The sequence below is a fragment of the Streptomyces sp. NPDC086519 genome, assembly GCF_040686075.1.
Lineage (GTDB): Bacteria > Actinomycetota > Actinomycetes > Streptomycetales > Streptomycetaceae > Streptomyces > Streptomyces shenzhenensis.
The window spans coordinates 96,156-113,305 of record NZ_JBFBJL010000023.1 but is presented as its reverse complement, the minus strand read 5'-3'; the positions used below and the strand labels follow the sequence as shown (position 1 = coordinate 113,305).

14 protein-coding genes are annotated in these 17,150 nt (G+C 71.7%); 5 read left to right on the top strand and 9 right to left on the bottom strand.

Going from position 1 to position 17,150, the window contains the following annotated elements; genetic code table 11:
- The first annotated feature begins 13 nt into the window (after positions 1 to 13).
- Positions 14 to 865, top strand: a complete 852-nt coding sequence (locus AB0P24_RS22825; RefSeq protein ID WP_365796758.1) for an AfsR/SARP family transcriptional regulator — start codon at positions 14 to 16, stop codon at positions 863 to 865.
- 13 nt (positions 866 to 878) lie between these two features.
- Here the strand turns inward: AB0P24_RS22825 and AB0P24_RS22820 are convergent, their stop codons facing one another.
- Positions 879 to 2,813, bottom strand: coding sequence for a cellulase family glycosylhydrolase (locus AB0P24_RS22820; protein WP_365796756.1), 1,935 nt, complete (start codon positions 2,811 to 2,813; stop codon positions 879 to 881).
- A 56-nt stretch (positions 2,814 to 2,869) separates the two neighbouring features.
- Positions 2,870 to 3,574 carry an alpha/beta fold hydrolase gene (locus tag AB0P24_RS22815; RefSeq protein WP_365796754.1) on the bottom strand — a complete coding sequence of 235 codons (705 nt, stop codon included), beginning with the start codon at positions 3,572 to 3,574 and terminating at the stop codon, positions 2,870 to 2,872.
- A gap of 158 nt (positions 3,575 to 3,732) precedes the next feature.
- Here AB0P24_RS22815 and AB0P24_RS22810 point away from each other — a divergent pair, with 158 nt between their 5' ends.
- Positions 3,733 to 4,422, top strand: a complete 690-nt coding sequence (locus AB0P24_RS22810) for a DUF6215 domain-containing protein (protein ID WP_365796752.1) — start codon at positions 3,733 to 3,735, stop codon at positions 4,420 to 4,422.
- A gap of 91 nt (positions 4,423 to 4,513) precedes the next feature.
- Here AB0P24_RS22810 and AB0P24_RS22805 read toward each other — a convergent pair whose 3' ends face one another.
- From AB0P24_RS22805 to AB0P24_RS22790, 4 genes are all read right to left on the bottom strand, one after another.
- Positions 4,514 to 5,116, bottom strand: coding sequence for a hypothetical protein (locus tag AB0P24_RS22805; protein ID WP_365796750.1), 603 nt, complete (start codon positions 5,114 to 5,116; stop codon positions 4,514 to 4,516).
- A gap of 501 nt (positions 5,117 to 5,617) precedes the next feature.
- Positions 5,618 to 7,648: an NAD(+) synthase gene (locus AB0P24_RS22800; protein WP_365796748.1), complete on the bottom strand. Its 2,031-nt coding sequence runs from the start codon at positions 7,646 to 7,648 to the stop codon at positions 5,618 to 5,620.
- A gap of 741 nt (positions 7,649 to 8,389) precedes the next feature.
- Positions 8,390 to 8,869, bottom strand: coding sequence for a hypothetical protein (locus AB0P24_RS22795; RefSeq protein ID WP_365796746.1), 480 nt, complete (start codon positions 8,867 to 8,869; stop codon positions 8,390 to 8,392).
- Positions 8,870 to 9,024: 155 nt separating this feature from the next.
- Complete coding sequence (locus AB0P24_RS22790; protein WP_365796744.1) at positions 9,025 to 10,017, bottom strand: phospholipase D-like domain-containing protein; 993 nt, start codon at positions 10,015 to 10,017, stop codon at positions 9,025 to 9,027.
- Positions 10,018 to 10,339: 322 nt separating this feature from the next.
- Between AB0P24_RS22790 and AB0P24_RS22785 the strand changes: the two genes are divergently transcribed.
- The 3 genes from AB0P24_RS22785 (at position 10,340) to AB0P24_RS22775 (ending at position 14,073) form a co-directional block, all read left to right on the top strand.
- The gene (locus tag AB0P24_RS22785) at positions 10,340 to 12,724 is read left to right on the top strand and encodes an excinuclease ABC subunit UvrA (RefSeq protein WP_365796742.1); all 2,385 of its coding nucleotides are present in this window, start codon (positions 10,340 to 10,342) and stop codon (positions 12,722 to 12,724) included.
- Between the two features lie 137 nt (positions 12,725 to 12,861).
- Positions 12,862 to 13,275 carry a DUF6069 family protein gene (locus AB0P24_RS22780; protein WP_365796740.1) on the top strand — a complete coding sequence of 138 codons (414 nt, stop codon included), beginning with the start codon at positions 12,862 to 12,864 and terminating at the stop codon, positions 13,273 to 13,275.
- A gap of 291 nt (positions 13,276 to 13,566) precedes the next feature.
- Positions 13,567 to 14,073, top strand: coding sequence for a MarR family winged helix-turn-helix transcriptional regulator (locus tag AB0P24_RS22775; protein WP_365796738.1), 507 nt, complete (start codon positions 13,567 to 13,569; stop codon positions 14,071 to 14,073).
- Positions 14,074 to 14,139: 66 nt separating this feature from the next.
- On the opposite strand, the gene AB0P24_RS22770 is transcribed toward AB0P24_RS22775, so the two are convergent.
- The 3 genes from AB0P24_RS22770 to AB0P24_RS22760 form a co-directional block, all read right to left on the bottom strand.
- Positions 14,140 to 14,571, bottom strand: a complete 432-nt coding sequence (locus AB0P24_RS22770) for a universal stress protein (protein ID WP_365796830.1) — start codon at positions 14,569 to 14,571, stop codon at positions 14,140 to 14,142.
- 213 nt (positions 14,572 to 14,784) lie between these two features.
- A complete protein-coding gene (locus tag AB0P24_RS22765) occupies positions 14,785 to 15,642 on the bottom strand; it encodes a DMT family transporter (protein ID WP_365796736.1) in 858 nt (285 codons plus the stop codon).
- A 100-nt stretch (positions 15,643 to 15,742) separates the two neighbouring features.
- Positions 15,743 to 16,660, bottom strand: a complete 918-nt coding sequence (locus tag AB0P24_RS22760; RefSeq protein WP_365796734.1) for an NADP-dependent oxidoreductase — start codon at positions 16,658 to 16,660, stop codon at positions 15,743 to 15,745.
- Positions 16,661 to 17,150: the final 490 nt, after the last annotated feature.

Sequence of the window (17,150 nt, the reverse complement as noted above, 5' to 3'; positions counted from 1 at the left end):
CAGGGAGACGCGTGTGGACATCGGGCTGCTGGGCGCACTGAACGTGACCGAGAACGGGGTCTCCATCGCCCCGACCGCACCGAAACCCCGCCAGGTGCTGGCCCTGCTGGCGCTGCGCGCCGACCAGGTCGTGTCCGTCCCGACCCTGATCGAGGAACTCTGGGCGGGCACTCCACCGCGCAGTGCCCGCACCACCCTGCAGACCTATGTGCTCCAGCTCAGGGAGCTCATCGCGACGGCGCTGCGCCGGGGCACGGGTCCGGGGCCCGCGGACACCCGGTCCGCGAAGGACGTGCTGGCGACCCTGCCGGGGGGTTATCTTCTCGCCGCCCAAGGCGGCGGCAGCGACATCCGGGAGTTCGAGCGGCTGAGCGAACAGGGCTGCCGCGCCATGGACGACGGGAACTTCGCGGGCGCCTCCGACGCCCTGCGCCAGGCGCTGGACCTGTGGAGCGGGCCGCCCTTCGCCGACGTACCCACCGGGGCCCACCTGGGCATGGAGGCGCGGCGGCTGGAGGAGAGCCGGCTCTGCGCCCTGGACCTGCGCGTCGAGGCCGACCTCCGGCTCGGGCGGCACCGCGAACTGCTCCCCGAGCTCACCGTCCTGACCAGCCGTTACCCCTCCCACGAGAACCTGCACGCGCAGTTCATGCTCGCCCTCTACCGCTCGGGCCGGCGCGGCGAGGCACTCCTCGTCTACCAGCGGCTGCGCACCCTCCTCGTCAGGGACCTGGGACTGGAGCCGTCGGCGCGCCTGCGCCGCCTGCAGCAGTCCATCCTCACGGCCACCGCCGACGACCCCGGCACCCCACCGCACCACGACGACCTGGCCGCACCGGTGGTGACCGCGGCGGCGGGCCGGTGACCGGCGGATCCGCTCAGGACGGCAACGGGACACACAGCACGGCGGCGGGCCCCTGCGCGCTGCCCACGCGGGTGGTGAAGGCGATGCCCGCGATGTCCTCGCCGGCGGCACACTGGCCCTTGTAGGCGCCGTACGCGAAGTCGTCACCCGCCCCGTCGGCGGGCCGGTTGTCGGACCGGTCGAACCACACCGTCCGGCCACCGATGCCCGACGCGGCGCGTGCCGACGGCGCGCACAGCGCCGCCGACACCCGCTCCCCGCGACGGCTGTAGCCGATGACGAACTGACCGGCAGGGCACTGCAGTTTGGTGTACCCGGAGGCCCAGTCGCCGCCCGCCGGGACGTACCGCTCGTCCGTGACCACCGTCCGGGCGTCGCCCGGGGCGCGCAGGTCGCCGGCGGTCGCGTCGGTGCACAGACCGCGTCCGCCGGAGTGCGCGAGACCGATCAGCCGCAGCCCGTCCGGGCAGACCGCCTTGTACGCGCCCGAGTCCCAGTCGCCGCCCGCCCGCACCCGCAGGGACTCGACCTGGTCGCCGTGGTCGGTGGCGAGCATGCGCCAGGTCGTCCCCGGCTCGACATACCCGGTGAGGCCGGGAGAGGTCATCAGGTGATCCCAGGCGGTGGCCCGCCAGTCGCCTGTGTCGAGGATGCCGGACCGGTGCCCGGCGGTGTCGTAGCGCAGCAGCGCCCAGTCGTCGTGGCCCTCCCAGCCGACCAGTGGCCAGTAGGCGAAGTCGGTGTCGTGGTCGGCGAAGTAGTCGGTGATGTTCCCGAACCAGGTGCGGGCCGCGGTGCCCGTCTCGTTCGCGCCGATGCCGAACTCGCTGACCCACACGGGCGCGGTGTAGTGCCTGCCCTCGGTGGTGACGAAGAACGCCTCGTCGGCCAGGGCCTGGTACAGCTCGTCGCGGGTCAGGTCCTGGTAGCGCGGGTCACTGGTCTCGCCGATGCCGGTGGCGCCGCTGTGCCTGGGGCCGGTGTAGCCGTAGAAGTGGGCCGAGTAGACCAGTTTGTGGGCGTCGACGAGGGTGTTCGAGAGGGTGCGGACGGGGGTGAGCACGGGGCGGCCGTGGGGGAGTCCGTCGACCGGCAGGCCGGTCCAGTTGATGCCCTCGATGACGATGAGGAGGTTCGGGTTCGCCTCGGTGAGGATGCGGTCGGCGGCGAACTGGGCCGCCGCGTACCAGTCGTGGCCGTCGCCCAAACCCCAGTTGGGGTCGTCGAGCACGTCCCGGCGCACCTCGTTGTAGAGATCGGCGCCCACGACACGGGAGTTCGCGGCGTAGCGGCGGGCCATGAAGACCCAGTCGTCGGCCCACTGCTGGGTCGACTGGCCGCTGTTCCAGCGCTCGTTGCCGTCGACGCCGCAGCACCAACGGGAGGTGTTGGTGTGGTTGTTGAGGATGACGGCGAAGCCCGCGCCGGTGAGGGCGGTCACAACGGCGTCGTAGACCTCCAGCGGTGTCTTTCCGCGCAACTGCGGATTGGCGGTGACCGCGGCGTCCGGCACCGGAGTCGTCGCATGGATCATCTCGTTCGAGAACGGCAGGCGGATGCTGTTGATGCCCAGTGCCTGGAAGTCCGAGAGGAGCTGGGCGAGGGGTGCGCGGTCCAGGCCCAGGGGGATGCCGTAGGAGTCCTGGCCCGCGTGGTGGTTCGCGGGGTCGGTGATGCTGCCGCTGCCCGTCCAGGAGCCCTGCGCGCCGTCCCAGTTGGCGGCCTTGAGGCGGAAGCGGTTGCCGGCGGCGTCGACGATGTAGCGGCCGCGGGTGGACAGCGGAGGCTGCCAGGCGCCGGTGGCCGACGCGGCCGGTGCCGGCGCTGCGGACTGCGCGGACTGCGCGGACTGCGGACCGGCGGTGGCCGGGGCGGCGCCGAACAGAGCGAGAACCAGGAGAGGTGCTGTCAGGTACGTGACAATCCGGAACGATCGTACGATCGGCATCGGCAGTCCTCTGGGTGGATGTCCCGTGGGGGCGAGGCACCCTATCAGGGCGCGGGTCAGCGCAGAAGTGGCTCCGGCGACGCGCAGGCCTCGGCCGTCCACCCGTCGAGGTCGCGTGCGGGGCTCAGCAACTGCCTGACGGCGGCGGCGGAGGCGCGGTGCCAGTCGCGGCTGCGCCGGAGCATCGCGTGATCGCCGCCCCTGAGCAGCACCATCCCGGCCTCCGCGCCGGCCCTGCGGGCCTGCCGTACATACGCGGCCGAGTCGGCGGGCCCGGTGATCCGGTCGCGGTCCCCGTGCAGGACGAGGATCCGCGTGGCGGCGAGACCGTCCACGGGGTCGCCTGGCGGGCACCACGGAGCCAGCGCCAGCACACCGCACACCGAGGGATCGGCCGCCGCGCGCAACGCCGCCCGGCCGCCCATCGAGTGGCCCACCAGCACCACCGACGCGTCGCCGGCCAGGGCGCGCAGCTCGTCGAGGGCGCGCAGGGTGTCCTGGAGCGGGTCGGCGGCGTCGTTCCAGCCCTGGTAGCGGTAGCGCACCTGGCCGATCAGCACGTCGTGGGGCGAGGAGACCGAGGCCGCGGCGCTGAGGAAGGGGCGCATGCGCAGCGCGGCCGGCTGCCAGGCACGCGTCGGACGGCGTCCGTTCTCCTGCCCGCCGTGCAGGACGAGCACCGCCGCGCGTGTCCGCTCCCGCGGCCTGCGACGCACCACCAGGGCGCCGCCGCCCGCCTCGACGACCCGTCCGTCGACCACCGCGTCCCCCTCTCCTCGCCGGTGTCCAGCGTGCTCTCGCCATCAAACACTCCCGGAGGAATCCCCTGCCGCCAAGGGGCGGCTGCGGCGTGTGCCTTACCCGTGAACATCGGTTAGGCTCCACCGCGCACAGGGGACGCACAGCGGGGGTGGGGGACATGACGGAGGGCTTCGCCGAGCCCGAAAAGGACCGCAGACCGGGGCTTCAGGCGGTCGCGGCGGTGGCCTTGTTCGCGGTCGTCGTGGGCGCCGTGTGGGCGCAGAAGGAGTTCGTCCACCCGAAGGACACGGCCGGTGAACCGGCGGCCTGTTCGAAGCCGGACGACCACCTGCCGGCCCGCTACGTCTCCGGCGCCCGGTTGTGCAGGGCGCTCAACCGCCCGGACCTGCCGGCTCTGCTGGGGACCGCGCACGAGTACGTGGAGACCGCCGACGGCAACGGGGAGTGGCTCACTCTCGCCGGCGGCAAGAAGATCGCCGAACCCGAGGCGACGGTCACCCTGAAGACGTACTCCGTGAAACTGACGGAGTCGTACGACGACATGACCGTCTCCGAAGCGGGCGGTCTGCTGAACGACGCCCGCAGGACGACCGTCCTCGGCCACCCCGCCGTCGTCTACTCCAGCCCGACCATCTCCATCGGTTTCGACCTGGGCGGCGGCAAGGCGACCACGGGCCCCGGCGGCACCGCGCGCTGCGTCCTGGTCGCCAAGCACGGGAAGGACGACGGCAAGGGCACGTTCGAAGTCGCGCTCTGGCGGCAGGACGACGTACCGCCGGACGACACAGCTCTGGTGCGGGTCGCGGAACAGGTCCTGCCCACCGTCCCGGGCTGGAACGAGGCCTGACGCCTTGGGGAGGGCTCGGGTACGCCGTCGGGCCGCCCGGATCTCCGCGCGGCCCGACCGCGGGGGACCGCCCCGGCGCCGGGTCAGTTCCTCACGGCGCGACGGTCGTCGTGGCGGCGAGGGGGTCCGCGGAGGGGAGCGCGGGCACGCCGCCGACAACTCCGGTGACCACTTCGAGAACCGGGTCCAGCAGGCCGGTGACGGCACTCAGCACACCCCCGAGGTCGAGCGAGGTCAGCGAGCTGAGCAGGCTGTCGGTGGCGGACCCGATGTCGTTCGGCAGGTCCGAGACGGGGTCGGCCGTGCGAGGCGCGGCCCGGCGCGCACGGTCGGCCGAGCCGGCGTCCAGATGCCGCAGCCGCTCCTGGAGCCTGTTGCTCCACGCCCGCACCGCCTTGGCGTAGGTGGCGGCCCGCGCCGGGTCGATCCGGGTGCCCTGCCCCGTGGTGAGGTCGGGCAGCGTGTCCAGGAGAGGCGCGAGGGTGCGGTCGTGCCGCTTCGGGTCCGTCGCGTGGACGCGGTCGAGGAGCGAGGCGAGGCCGGTGCCGGACCGCGGAGCCGTCTGCGCGACACGGGGCCCCGTCGCTTCTCGGCCGCCCTCGGCGGCTGCGGCGGAGGCGGCCGCCGGGCCGAGGACCAGGGCGGCACAGACCAAGGGGGAGACGAGGAGGCCGCGGGAGACCAGGGCGCGCATGGGTTTCCTTTCGAGAACTGCTGTCTTGCGCCCACCGTGGGAAACGGGGCGAGATCCCGCAACCGGTCACCGGCCGCACGAGGCGCCGGCCGCGCCGGGGAGAAGGCCCTGACCAGGTGGTTCGCCCGCCGCCCGGCTCCGTTCGAGTGCCGGGCGGACGGTCGCCCGTCAGGGGGCGTCCGGCAACGCCGAGTTGTTGGCGCGGTCTCGCAGATGCGGGTGTGCCATGCCGTGCTGTGCCCTGCCGAAGGGACCACCGCACCGCTGGACGCGGCCGCCGCCGAGCTGCGCGAACCGCTGAGCCAGGCCAGACCCTAACGGCCGAGGGAAACCTCATCCACGTCGGCTGCGCCACCGCCCCGCCATCGCCACCGCCACGGCCACGGCCGAGGGCAAGGTACCGGACGAGTGCGGGAAGCCGATCGCCCGCGCGACCACCACCTGCCCCGTCATGCGTCCAGCCGGCGACTGACGGCCGGCCGGACGCGCGCGGCCAGGCGGCTACTGCGGGACGCGGGCCAGATCGTGCAGCCAGGCCTGCGCCGAACTGTCCGACGGAGCACGCCAGTCACCGCGCGGGGAGAGCGAGCCGCCCGCCGACACCTTCGGCCCGTTCGGCATCGCCGAGCGCTTGAACTGGGCGAAGGCGAAGAAGCGGCGGCAGAAGTAGTCGAGCCAGTGCCGGATCTCAGCCAGGTCGTACGCCTTGCGTTCGGCCTCGGGAAAACCGGGCGGCCAGGCGCCCGCGTCCCGGTCGTGCCAGGCGTGCCAGGCCAGGAAGGCGATCTTCGACGGCCGGAACCCGTGCCGCAGCACCTGGTAGAGGGTGAAGTCGTGCAGCGCGTACGGGCCGATCTTGGACTCGGTGGACTGCAACTCCTCACCCGGCACCAGCTCCGGGCTGATCTCCGTGTCGAGGATCGCCGCAAGGGTCCGGCCGGTCTCCGCGTCGAACTGCTCGCTGCTGATGACCCAGCGGATCAGGTGCTGGATCAGCGTCTTCGGCACCCCGGAGTTGACGTTGTAGTGGCTCATCTGGTCGCCGACGCCGTACGTCGACCAGCCCAGCGCCAGCTCCGACAGGTCTCCGGTGCCGAGGACGATGCCACCGCGCTGGTTGGCCAGCCGGAACAGGTAGTCGGTACGCAGACCGGCCTGGACGTTCTCGAAGGTGACGTCGTAGACCGGCTCGCCGGCGGCGAACGGGTGGCCCATCTCCTGGAGCATCAGCCGCGCGGTCGGCGTGATGTCCAGCTCCGCCGCGGTCACGCCGAGCGAGTCCATCAGACGGTGCGCGTTGCCCTTGGTGTGCTCGCCGGTGGCGAAGCCCGGCAGGGTGAAGGCCAGGATGTCGCTGCGCGGGCGGCCCGCGCGGTCCATGGCACGGGCGGCGACGATCAGCGCGTGCGTGGAGTCGAGGCCGCCGGACACCCCGATGACCACCTTCGGCCCGCCGATCGCGGCCAGCCGCTGCTGGAGCGCGGCGACCTGGATGTTGTACGCCTCGTAGCAGTCCTGGGCGAGCCGCTGCGGGTCGGCCGGGACGAAGGGGAAGCGCTCGACGCGGCGGCGCAGGCCGAGGTCGGCCGTCGGCGGGTCGAGCCGGAAGGGGACGGTCCGGAAGCCGCCGGTGCGTGCCGCGTGGGTACGGCGGTTGTCGTCGAACGAACCCGTCCGGGCCCGCTCCTGCCGCAGCAGGTCCAGGTCCACGTCGGCCACCGCGTACTGGTCGCCCAGCGGGAACCGGTCCGTCTCGGCGAGCAGGGCGCCGTTCTCGTAGATCATGGTCTGGCCGTCCCAGGACAGGTCCGTCGACGACTCGCCGAGCCCGGCCGCCGCGTAGACGTACGCGGCGAGACAGCGCTGCGACGCGGAGCGGCACAGCAGCTTGCGGTCCTCCGCCCGGCCGACCGTGATCGGGCTGCCCGACAGGTTGACCAGCACGGTCGCGCCCGCCAGTGCCGCCTCCGCGCTGGGCGGCACCGGCACCCACATGTCCTCGCAGATCTCGGCGTGCAGCACGAGTCCGGGGACGTCTTCCGCCTCGAACAGCAGGTCCACCCCGAACGGCACGTTCTCGCCGCCGATCCGGATGGTGCCGCCCCGCTCGTCGTCGCCCGCGGCGATCTGGCGGCGCTCGTAGAACTCCCGGTAGTTCGGCGGGTACGACTTGGGCACGACCCCCAGGATCCGGCCGCGGTGCACCACCACCGCGCAGTTGTAGACCCGGTTGCGGTGCCGCAGCGGCGCGCCGACGACGAGGACCGGCAGCAGCCCGGCCGAGCCGGCCGCCACCGTCGCCACGGCCTCCACCACCTGGTCGAGCACCGCGTCCTGGAGCAGCAGGTCCTCGATCGAGTAACCGGTCAGGCCGAGTTCCGGGAAGACCGCCACCGCGACGCCCTCCTCGGCGCAGCGACGGGCCTGCCGCAGGACCGCCTCGGCGTTGGCGCGCGGGTCGGCGATGACGGTGTGGCCCGTGCACGAGGCGATGCGCGCGAAGCCATGCTCATAGATCGACCAGAAGTTCAACGGGGTTCCTCGGGAGAGACGGACACGGTGCGGATACCGGACAGGGAGTGTCGCCGTACACGGGTAGCCTCTCCTGCGGCGATCCGGCGAACCTCCTGCCCCAAGCAGCATAGATCGCCCGCTGATCTCGGCTGACCAGGGATTCCGCGCAGCCGCGCGGCAACGGGCCGCCGCGCGGCCGGGTCACCGGGGCGTGGTCTCCGGCAGGGCCGCGGCCATCAGGCGGGTTGGGGCCTCGGTCTCGGCCGCGACGCGGTGGACCGTCGTCTCCGCCTCCTGGGCCGGGCGGCGCGCAGGTGCCGGACGGGCAGCCGCGGATCGGTGCGGATGATGCCCAGCCACCCGCCGACCAGCCGCAGCCGGGTGACGACGGCGTCGTCGGGACCCGCACGCGAAGTGGTCGGCCCGGGCGGTGGGTGACCCGCTCGCTCCGGGGCGGATAAGGCCGCGCCCCGCCCAACCACCCGTTCCCGATGCCGAACGGGCCCTGACGCACAGTCCGGAGACGACGGAGCAACTCGCCCGTCGCCGCGGAGTTCTCCTCGCACCTGACTCCGAAGCCGGCGAGGGCTTCCGCCTCCTGCCGGTTCGTCCCGACTTCCTGCGCGGTCACATGGGCGTCGTCGCATCCGGTCTTCACCACGTACTTCACGCGCGTGTTCGGTTACGTGACGGGCACAACCGATCAGAGCCGACAGTGGCCGTCGCGTCGCGTCGTGCCGCGTCGTGCCGGGCTCAGGGCTAGCGCTCCAGCGCCCCCAGCAGGACACCAGCCCGTGCGACGAAGTCCTCGATCAACGCGCTGGCGCGGTCCCTGCGCGCACGCACATCGGCGTGCTCGCGGGCCGCGAGTACGGCCGAAGCCTCGTTGATCACGGCTCCGGCGAGTTGATCGAGCTCTGCGTCGGCGGTGACCATTCTCAGCCGGTAGCAGGCCTCCCAAGCCGCCGTTCGGATGCCGTAGAACTCGTCGGCGATCTCGAACGGCTCGTGTCCGTCGGGGCTCTCCTGACGGCGAAACCAGCGGTCGTTCGCGGCACGGCGCAGTCTGGTCGCCGCGGCGGCGAACGTGCTGCATGCCTCCAGCCGATCCTGCCGGAGACGGGCGGAGCGATCAGCTCGGTCAGCCCGCTCGGTGGCCCTGATCTGGAAGAGATGCGTCAGCAGAGCTCCCGCGAGTGTTCCCACAACGGCGACAACACTGGTGATGATGGCGTCCACGACCACTCAGGACACCACGCCCCTGCCCGCACCAGCTGCCATTCCGGGAAGAGATGACCGCCGGCCTTCAAAGACACGCGCCGGCGCGACGACGGGAAACCCCCGCCCCGGCCGTACCGAAGCGCGGCCGGGGCGGGGTCGGTGGACGCGGACCGCTACGCCGCGGTGCCGCCCGAGTAGTCGCTGTTGAAGGTGGTCTCGACGGTCGTGGCCACCGACTGCGCGACCCCCGTGCCCGTGAGGATGATGCCCAGCTCACGGTTGTTGGAGAGGGAGTTGCTGCTGATGTTCATGGAGCCGGCCTCCACCTCCTGGGTGGACAGCCCGTAGTCGGCGACCATGGCCTTGGCGTGGATGTAGAAGCCGTTGGGGTCGGAGTAGCCCACGACCGTGCCGCCGGCGGCCTCGACCGCGGAGACCTCGCTGGAGTAGTTGCCCGGTGTCTCCAGGACGACCCGCACCTTCACGCCCGCCTTGGCCCGGGCGACGATGGCGTTGACCACCGTGCTGTCGCTGAACTCCAGTTCCTCGACGTCGAGCGTCTTGGTGGCGGCGTTGATCACGGTCAGCAGGCGGCTGCGCGAGTCGGTGGGGGACCAGAGCAGGTGGTCGCCGTCGGTGGGGGTGATCGAGGTGCCGGCGTAGTCGGCGTTGAAGACCTTCTCGATCGCCGCGACGTCCCGGGTGTCGTCGGTGAAGACGCCGTAGTCCCGGCCGGTCGCATAGTACTGGGAGGTCAGGTTGCCCGTCAGGACCAGCGACTTGGTGCCGTCGACCGTGATGGTCTTCTGGTGCGTGTAGACGAAGCTGGACGGCGACCACGCCACGCCCACCCCCGCGTTGGTGAGGGAGGTGTAGGCGGAGCTGTTGGCGCTCTTGTGCGCCTGGTCCAGGACGACCCGTACGGTGACGCCCTTGTTCTCCAGGGCTATGAGGTCGTTGACGGCCGTGGTGTCCTCCAGCTCGTACATCGTCATGTCGAGCGAGCTGGTGGCCGAGTTGATGAAGTCGTAGATCGTGGGCTCGCTGCTGCTGAGCGAGAAGGCGAACGCGGAGTAGCTCGCGGCGTTCGCGGGGACCGCGGTGGCGACCACGGCCGTGCCGGCAGCCAGGGCGACACCCGCGCGAACGAGAAGCTTCGACAGCATGTGCGTGACTCCTAGTCGAGTAGACGCTCACGTGGGGGGTGGGTGAGCGTGAGCATGACACCACGCGCGTAGACTGCCGAGGAAGGGGAGCCGGGTGAACTCACCGTTACCTGCGGGGCCTCCCGGCGGACATAGCGGACTCGGCGCAGGTGGGGGCCTGTTCATGGGCGTCCCGCGAGAACGCAAAATCTTCGTAGCCGAGCGCGCGGGAGCAGGCCGGCGGCCAGACCGGTCAGGAATGGAGAAGCGTCACTCCTCCTCCCCGGCTAGCGTGGCGGCGATCGACGCGGACCCCGCGCAGCAGACGGAGACGGGTTTGAACATGGCCGAAGAGACCGGGACGACGACGCACACGCCGCACGTGGCAGACAGCCATGGCCTGATTCGCGTGCACGGCGCACGGGAGAACAACCTCAAGGACGTGAGCATCGAGATCCCGAAGCGTCGGCTGACGGTCTTCACCGGAGTCTCCGGCTCGGGCAAGAGCTCGCTGGTGTTCGACACCATCGCCGCCGAGTCGCAGCGGCTGATCAACGAGACCTACCCCGCCTTCGTCCAGGGCTTCATGCCCAACCTGGCCCGCCCCGATGTCGACGTCCTCGACGGACTGACCACCGCGATCATCGTCGACCAGCACCGGATGGGCGGCGACCCGCGCTCCACCGTCGGCACCGCCACCGACGCCGACGCCATGCTGCGCATCCTCTTCAGCCGCCTCGGCAAGCCGTACATCGGCTCGCCCAAGGCGTTCTCCTTCAACATCGCCTCGATCAGCGGGGCGGGCGCCGTCACCGTCGAACGCGCGGGCCAGAAGGTGAAGGAGCGCCGCAGCTTCAGCATCACCGGCGGCATGTGCCCGCGCTGCGAGGGCCGCGGCGCCGTCACCGACCTCGACCTCTCCCAGCTCTACGACGAGACCCTGTCCCTCAACGAGGGCGCGATCACCGTCCCCGGCTACAAGGGCGGGGGCTGGAACTCCCGCCTCTACATCGAGTCCGGCTTCTTCGACCCGGACAAACCGATCAGCAAGTTCACCGAGAAGGAGCTGCGGGACTTCCTGCACCGGGAGCCGACCCGGATGAAGATCGCGGGCATCAACATGACCTACGAAGGTCTGATCCCGCGCATCCAGAAGTCGATGCTCTCCAAGGACAAGGAGTCGATGCAGCCGCACATCCGCGAGTTCGTGGAGCGTGCGGTCACCTTCGCCGCCTGCCCCGACTGCGACGGCACCCGGCTGAGCGAGGGTGCCCGCTCCTCGAAGATCGACGGGATCAGCATCGCCGACGCCTGCGCGATGCAGATCAGCGACCTGGCGGCCTGGGTCAAGGGCCTCGACGAACCCTCGGTCGCCCCGCTTCTCACCACGCTCGCGCACACTCTTGACTCGTTCGTGGAGATCGGCCTCGGCTATCTCTCGCTCAACCGGCCGGCCGGCACCCTGTCCGGCGGCGAGGCGCAGCGCACCAAGATGATCCGCCACCTCGGCTCCTCGCTCACCGACGTCACCTACGTCTTCGACGAGCCCACCACGGGCCTGCACCCGCACGACATCCAGCGGATGAACGGCCTGCTGCTGCGGCTGCGCGACAAGGGCAACACCGTGCTCGTCGTGGAGCACAAGCCGGAGGTCATCGCCATCGCCGACCACGTCGTCGACCTGGGCCCCGGCGCCGGGGCGGCCGGCGGCGAGGTCTGCTTCCAGGGCACCGTCGAGGGCCTGCGCACCGGCGGCACCATCACCGGCCGCCACTTCGGCGACCGGGCCGCCCTCAAGGACACCCTCCGCAAGCCCACCGGCACGCTGGAGATCCGCGGCGCGTCCACCCACAACCTGCGGGGTGTCGACGTCGACATCCCGCTCGGCGTCCTGGCCGTCGTGACCGGTGTCGCGGGCTCCGGCAAGAGCTCCCTGGTGCACGGCTCGATCCCGGCCGGCGCCGGGGTGGTCTCCGTGGACCAGGGCGCCATCCGCGGCTCCCGGCGCAGCAACCCGGCGACGTACACCGGACTGCTCGACCCGATCCGCAAGGCCTTCGCCAAGCAGAACGGCGTCAAGCCCACCCTGTTCAGCTCCAACTCCGAAGGCGCCTGCCCCACCTGCAACGGCGCCGGCGTGATCTACACCGACCTGGCGATGATGGCGGGTGTCGCCACCACCTGCGAGGAGTGCGACGGGAAGCGGTTCGAGGCGTCGGTCCTCGGCTACCGCCTCGGCGGCCGTGACATCAGCGAGGTGCTGGCGATGCCGGTGACCGAGGCCGAGGAGTTCTTCGCCGCGGGCGAGGCGCACACGCCGGCGGCCCATCGCATCCTCCAGCGGCTCAAGGACGTCGGCCTCGGCTACCTCACCATCGGGCAGCCGCTCACCACCCTGTCCGGCGGCGAGCGCCAGCGCCTCAAGCTGGCCACGCACATGGCCGACAAGGGCGGTGTCTACGTCCTCGACGAGCCGACCGCGGGCCTGCACCTCGCCGACGTCGAGCAACTGCTCGGTCTGCTGGACCGACTGGTCGACTCCGGCAAGTCGGTCATCGTCGTCGAGCACCACCAGGCGGTCATGGCCCACGCCGACTGGATCATCGACCTCGGCCCCGGCGCCGGCCACGACGGCGGCCGGATCGTCTTCGAGGGCACCCCGGCCGACCTCGTCGCCTCCCGTGCCACCCTCACCGCCGAGCACCTCGCGGAGTACGTCGGCGCGTGAGAGCCCGGCACTTGGTAGGTGACTGACAGGATCCAAAGCTTGAAACCTCAAATGGGTCGGACGACACTGACATCTGTTTGATCCTTCAAACACTCGCGTCCCGAGTGTCCGTGCAGTCGTCCCCCTCTGGAGTTGTCGTGTCCGTTACCTCTGATCCGGTCGCCGTCCGCCGTGGTCCGCTCTTCGTGGTGGGAGCTGTCCTGGCCGCGATCGTGGTGGCCTCGATCGCCGACACGGTGATCTCTCTGATCGCCCTCGCCGCCGGGGCGCCGGACGACTTCCAGCCGCTGAAGGCCGGGTCGTACATCTTCCTGACGGCGGTCGGGATCGTGATCGGCGCCCTGGGCTGGACCCTCGTGCGCAAGCTGTCGCAGGACCCCCAGGCGCTGACGCGCTGGCTGGTGCCCGCGGTCGTGGTGGTGTCGTTCGTCCCCGACATCCTGCTTTTCGGCGCCGGGGGTGCGATCGGCGTCGGTGCGCTGCTGCTGATGCATGTCGCCGTCGCGGTGATCGCGGTGTTCACCTACCGCAAGGTGCTGCCCCTGTCGTAGCGGGGGGCGCCGACGGCCGGACGGGGGGGTGCGGGCGGGGGCCGCGCGGCTCCCGCCCGCGGCTCGTCCGGGGTGTACGAGGGGCCCCGCGGCCGGTTGTGGCGTACGGCGGCCGGACCGACCGCAAGTGCGTCCGTGCGATCCGCGGTCTCCGTCACCGTCACGCCCGGCGCTCGCACGTCGGCGGCGGCGCGCCCCGTACCGGCCGCGTCGGCCACGGCCGCTCCTGGAAGGGCAAGCGGACGGGCGCCGGGGTTTGAAAGTTCAAACGTGTGTCGTTAGGGTGCGCGCATGACTACGACGCCACGCTGGCTGAACCCCGAGGAACGGCGGGCGTGGCTCGCCTACGTCCAGTTCTCCACGCACCTGTCCGACCATCTCAACCGCCAGCTGCGGCGCGACGCGGGGATGACCCACGCGGACTACACCCTGCTCGCCCATCTCTCCTCGGCCGGCAACCACAGTCTGACCATGTCCGAGCTGGCCGAACGCCTGAAGATCACCCGAAGTCGCCTCACCCACGCCGTGACCCGCCTCCAGGAGGCCGGTTATGTCGACCGGCGCGAGGATCCCGCGAGCCGCCGCCACCAGCTGGCCGTCCTGACCCCGGCCGGCCTGGGCCTCCTGGAGCGCGAGGCCCCGGGCCACGTCGAGGCGGTCCGCCGCGCCGTCTTCGACGCACTCACCCCCGAGCAGGTGACCCAGTTCGCCGTGATCGGCGAGGCGATCAACGCCGCCCTCCAGCGGATGGACGCCGACGGCGGCGAACAGGGAGCACTGCCCTGGCGGCGGCGATAGCACACCGCCGGGCCCGCCGCGGACGGGAGGCCCGGCTCGGCGGGCCCGGCGGCGATGACCTGTCGGTCAGGCCTTGGTGTCGCCCTCCGGGGCGAGCAGGACCGGCGTGTTGGTGTGGTGTGCGACGGCGTCGCTGACCCGCGGGTCGAACAGCGCCTCGACAGCGCCGCGGTGGTGCGGGCTCAGCACGATGAGATCGGCGCCGAACTCCGTCGCAGTTTCCGAGATCGCGTCCGCGACCTGCGTCGTGAGCCCCCGGACAAGCGTCCCCTCGGCCTTGATGCCCTGCTCGCGCAGACCCGCCAGCGCCTCGTCCAGAACGGCCTTCGCCTCGGTGTCGTCCTCCAGCGGGACGATCGCGGCCACGGAGACGGCGGACGCGATGACGTGTACGACGCGGACCTCGGCGTTGGTCAACTGCGCCAGCTCACCGGCCAGTCGTACGGCGGAGCGGCGGGCGGGGCTGGGATCGACGGCTACCAGGATGCGCTGAAACACGGACACTCTTGTTCCCCTCTCGGGGGAGTGGAAGGGCTACTCGGTGATCAGGGACGCCGGATCACGGCGTGTCGGGTCGGCGCGTCCGGCGCCGAACGAGTTCTTCCACCCCACCCCGTGATCATCTCACCACCCCCGGGACCGGCGCTCGGCGGGTCCTTGTAACACCCACTGAACTGCTGGAAACCGGACGGTATCGGCCTTGGGACGGCCTCACCCCGTGACGTCCTTGAGGCGCGGTACGACCCGGGTCAACCGGACCACGCTCCACAGGATCAGAGTGGCCCCGATCGCCTCGGGCAGCAGCCACCAGCCGGTACGGACCGACTCGTCGAACAGGATGACGCCCAGCGTCAGACTCACCGCCGCGTCGCCGATCGTCAGTGCCGGCTGGGAGGCGACCAGCGGACCGGCCTGCAGCGCGTTCTCCAGGAACATCAGGGCCGCGATCCCGGTGAGCGCACAGCCGTAGGTCTGCCAGGTGGTGAGGAAGGCGAGCAGGCCCGCGTCGGCGAGGCGGTCGGTGGCCGACTTCATGAACGCGGCGGCCAGCGCGTTGCCGATCGCGGCGCCCGTGGCCAGGGCCGCCGCGCGGAACAACGCCGACGAGGAGGACCGTACGAGCAGCACGGTGACCGCGATGGCGCCCAGGGTGAAGGCGAGGACCGGGATCCAGCGCGTCATCGAGGCCTGCTGCCGGCCGCCGTGCGGCGCCGCCGAGGCCAGCAGCAGGGCGAGACCGGCCACCACGCCCGCGATCGCCCACCATCCCGCCGGATTCGGCCGGCGGTGCAGCAACGGCATGGCGATCAGCAGGGCGAACGGCAGCTCCAGCATGAACAGGGGCTGCACCAGCGCCATCGGGCCGTTGAGCAGGGCGAGTGCCTGGAAGACCGCCGCTCCCGTGACTCCGGCGATCCCGATGGCCCAGGCGGGCCGCCGTGCCAGCGCGAGCAACAGGCGCAGTCCGGTGCGGCCCGGCAGGGTGGACGCGGCCTTGCGCTGGAAGGCGGTGCCCGCCGCATTGCTGACGGCACCCAGGGCGGCGAAGACCACGGCGAGCACCATCATGGGTCCAGCATGCCCCGAGCCGCCCGACCGCTGCGCCGTGACGCCCGCTGCCGCCGGGTGAATGCGCAGTTCACCGCCGCTTCCGGCGCCGTGCCGATCGCTACGGCCTGAGGACTATCTTGCCTTGGACATGCCGCCCTTCGAGGTCACGGAACGCGTCCTGCACGCGTTCCAGCGGATAGGTACCGGCGATCGGCACGTCCAGTTCCCCGCGTGCGGCGAGCCGGGCGAGCTCGCCGAGTACGACCGCGCACGCCGCCGAGCCCTCCCCGTAGGTCCGCGCGCCCACTTCGCCCGCCGCCGACCAGTCGCGGATGGTGTTGATCCGCTCCGGCCGGACCCCGAGTTCCACGGCCATCTCCACATAGCCGTCCCCGAAGGTGTCGATGAACGCGTCGACGCTCCCGCCCGCGGCCTGCCGGACCCGCTCGGCCGCGCCCGCCCCGTAGGCGACCGGCACGATTCCGTGGTCCGCGAGCCAGGCGTGGTTCCGCTCGCTCGCCAGCCCGATGACGGTGGCGCCGCGCCGCCGCGCGAGCTGTACGGCGAGCGACCCGACCCCGCCGGCCGCGCCGGACACCACGAGGGTCTCGCCCGGCTGGGGGTCCACCGCGAACACCGTGGCGTAGGCGGTGGTCCCGGCCACGTACAGCGACCCCGCCACGTCCCAGGCGAGCCCCTTCGGGCGGGAGACCAGGTTCACGTCCTCCACCACGACGAGTTCCGCATGGCTCGCCCGGTTGTGGGTGAAGCCGAGAACCTCGTCCCCCACCGCGAAACCACGTACCTCGGGACCGGCCTCGACCACGACACCGGCCAGATCGCTCCCCTGCCCGGAGGGAAACGCCGCCGGCCATCGCTTGTGCCGGGCCCCCTCGCGGATCATCACCTCACCGGGCTGGATCCCGGCGGCCCGGACCTCGACCAGTACCTGCCCGGGGCCCGGCGTCGGCCGCGCCACCTCCTCGACCCGCAGCACCTCGATCCCGCCGTAGCGATGGAACCGGACCGCTCTCATCGGGCCATCACCGTCCCGGGGACGGGACGGCCGTGTGATGTTGTCATCATGCGCCCATGCTGGCAGCTCTGCTGCGGGGGCGGTGGTCCTTTTCTGGCGGGGCAGGTCCGCTCCCCCTGGGGTGGGCCGGACCGGGCAGGACGGCGGCCTCCTCCGCATACGGGGCGGTGCGTCAGGGGCGACCGGTGAACTCCGCGCCGGCGCGCCGGAGAACGGTGCCCGCTGCGGTCAGTCACTGGCCCGGCGTGAGTACGCAGGGGTGGAGGGTGCCGACGGCCGGGAGCGGGGTGGGGGAGCCGGTGTCGTAGCGGTCCACGGTCAGGTGGTCGGGCTTCTTGCGGGCGGCGGGGATACAGAAGTTCAGGACGCGGGCTCGTCACGAACAGCGGGTGGAAGCGGGCGGGTTGTGGCGCGGTCAGCGGCGACCGGGGCAGGGGGCGGTTCCTGATCGATGCCTGAGCCGCAGCGGAGTCGGATTCAGCGTCCACTG

Coding starts and splice junctions, on each gene's coding strand:
- AB0P24_RS22785 (WP_365796742.1), top strand. CDS start 10,340: ATGGCCGAAGAGACCGGGACGACGACGCACACGCCGCACGTGGCAGAC.
- AB0P24_RS22790 (WP_365796744.1), bottom strand. CDS start 10,017: ATGCTGTCGAAGCTTCTCGTTCGCGCGGGTGTCGCCCTGGCTGCCGGC.
- AB0P24_RS22765 (WP_365796736.1), bottom strand. CDS start 15,642: ATGATGGTGCTCGCCGTGGTCTTCGCCGCCCTGGGTGCCGTCAGCAAT.
- AB0P24_RS22775 (WP_365796738.1), top strand. CDS start 13,567: ATGACTACGACGCCACGCTGGCTGAACCCCGAGGAACGGCGGGCGTGG.
- AB0P24_RS22820 (WP_365796756.1), bottom strand. CDS start 2,813: ATGCCGATCGTACGATCGTTCCGGATTGTCACGTACCTGACAGCACCT.
- AB0P24_RS22760 (WP_365796734.1), bottom strand. CDS start 16,660: ATGAGAGCGGTCCGGTTCCATCGCTACGGCGGGATCGAGGTGCTGCGG.
- AB0P24_RS22810 (WP_365796752.1), top strand. CDS start 3,733: ATGACGGAGGGCTTCGCCGAGCCCGAAAAGGACCGCAGACCGGGGCTT.
- AB0P24_RS22805 (WP_365796750.1), bottom strand. CDS start 5,116: ATGCGCGCCCTGGTCTCCCGCGGCCTCCTCGTCTCCCCCTTGGTCTGT.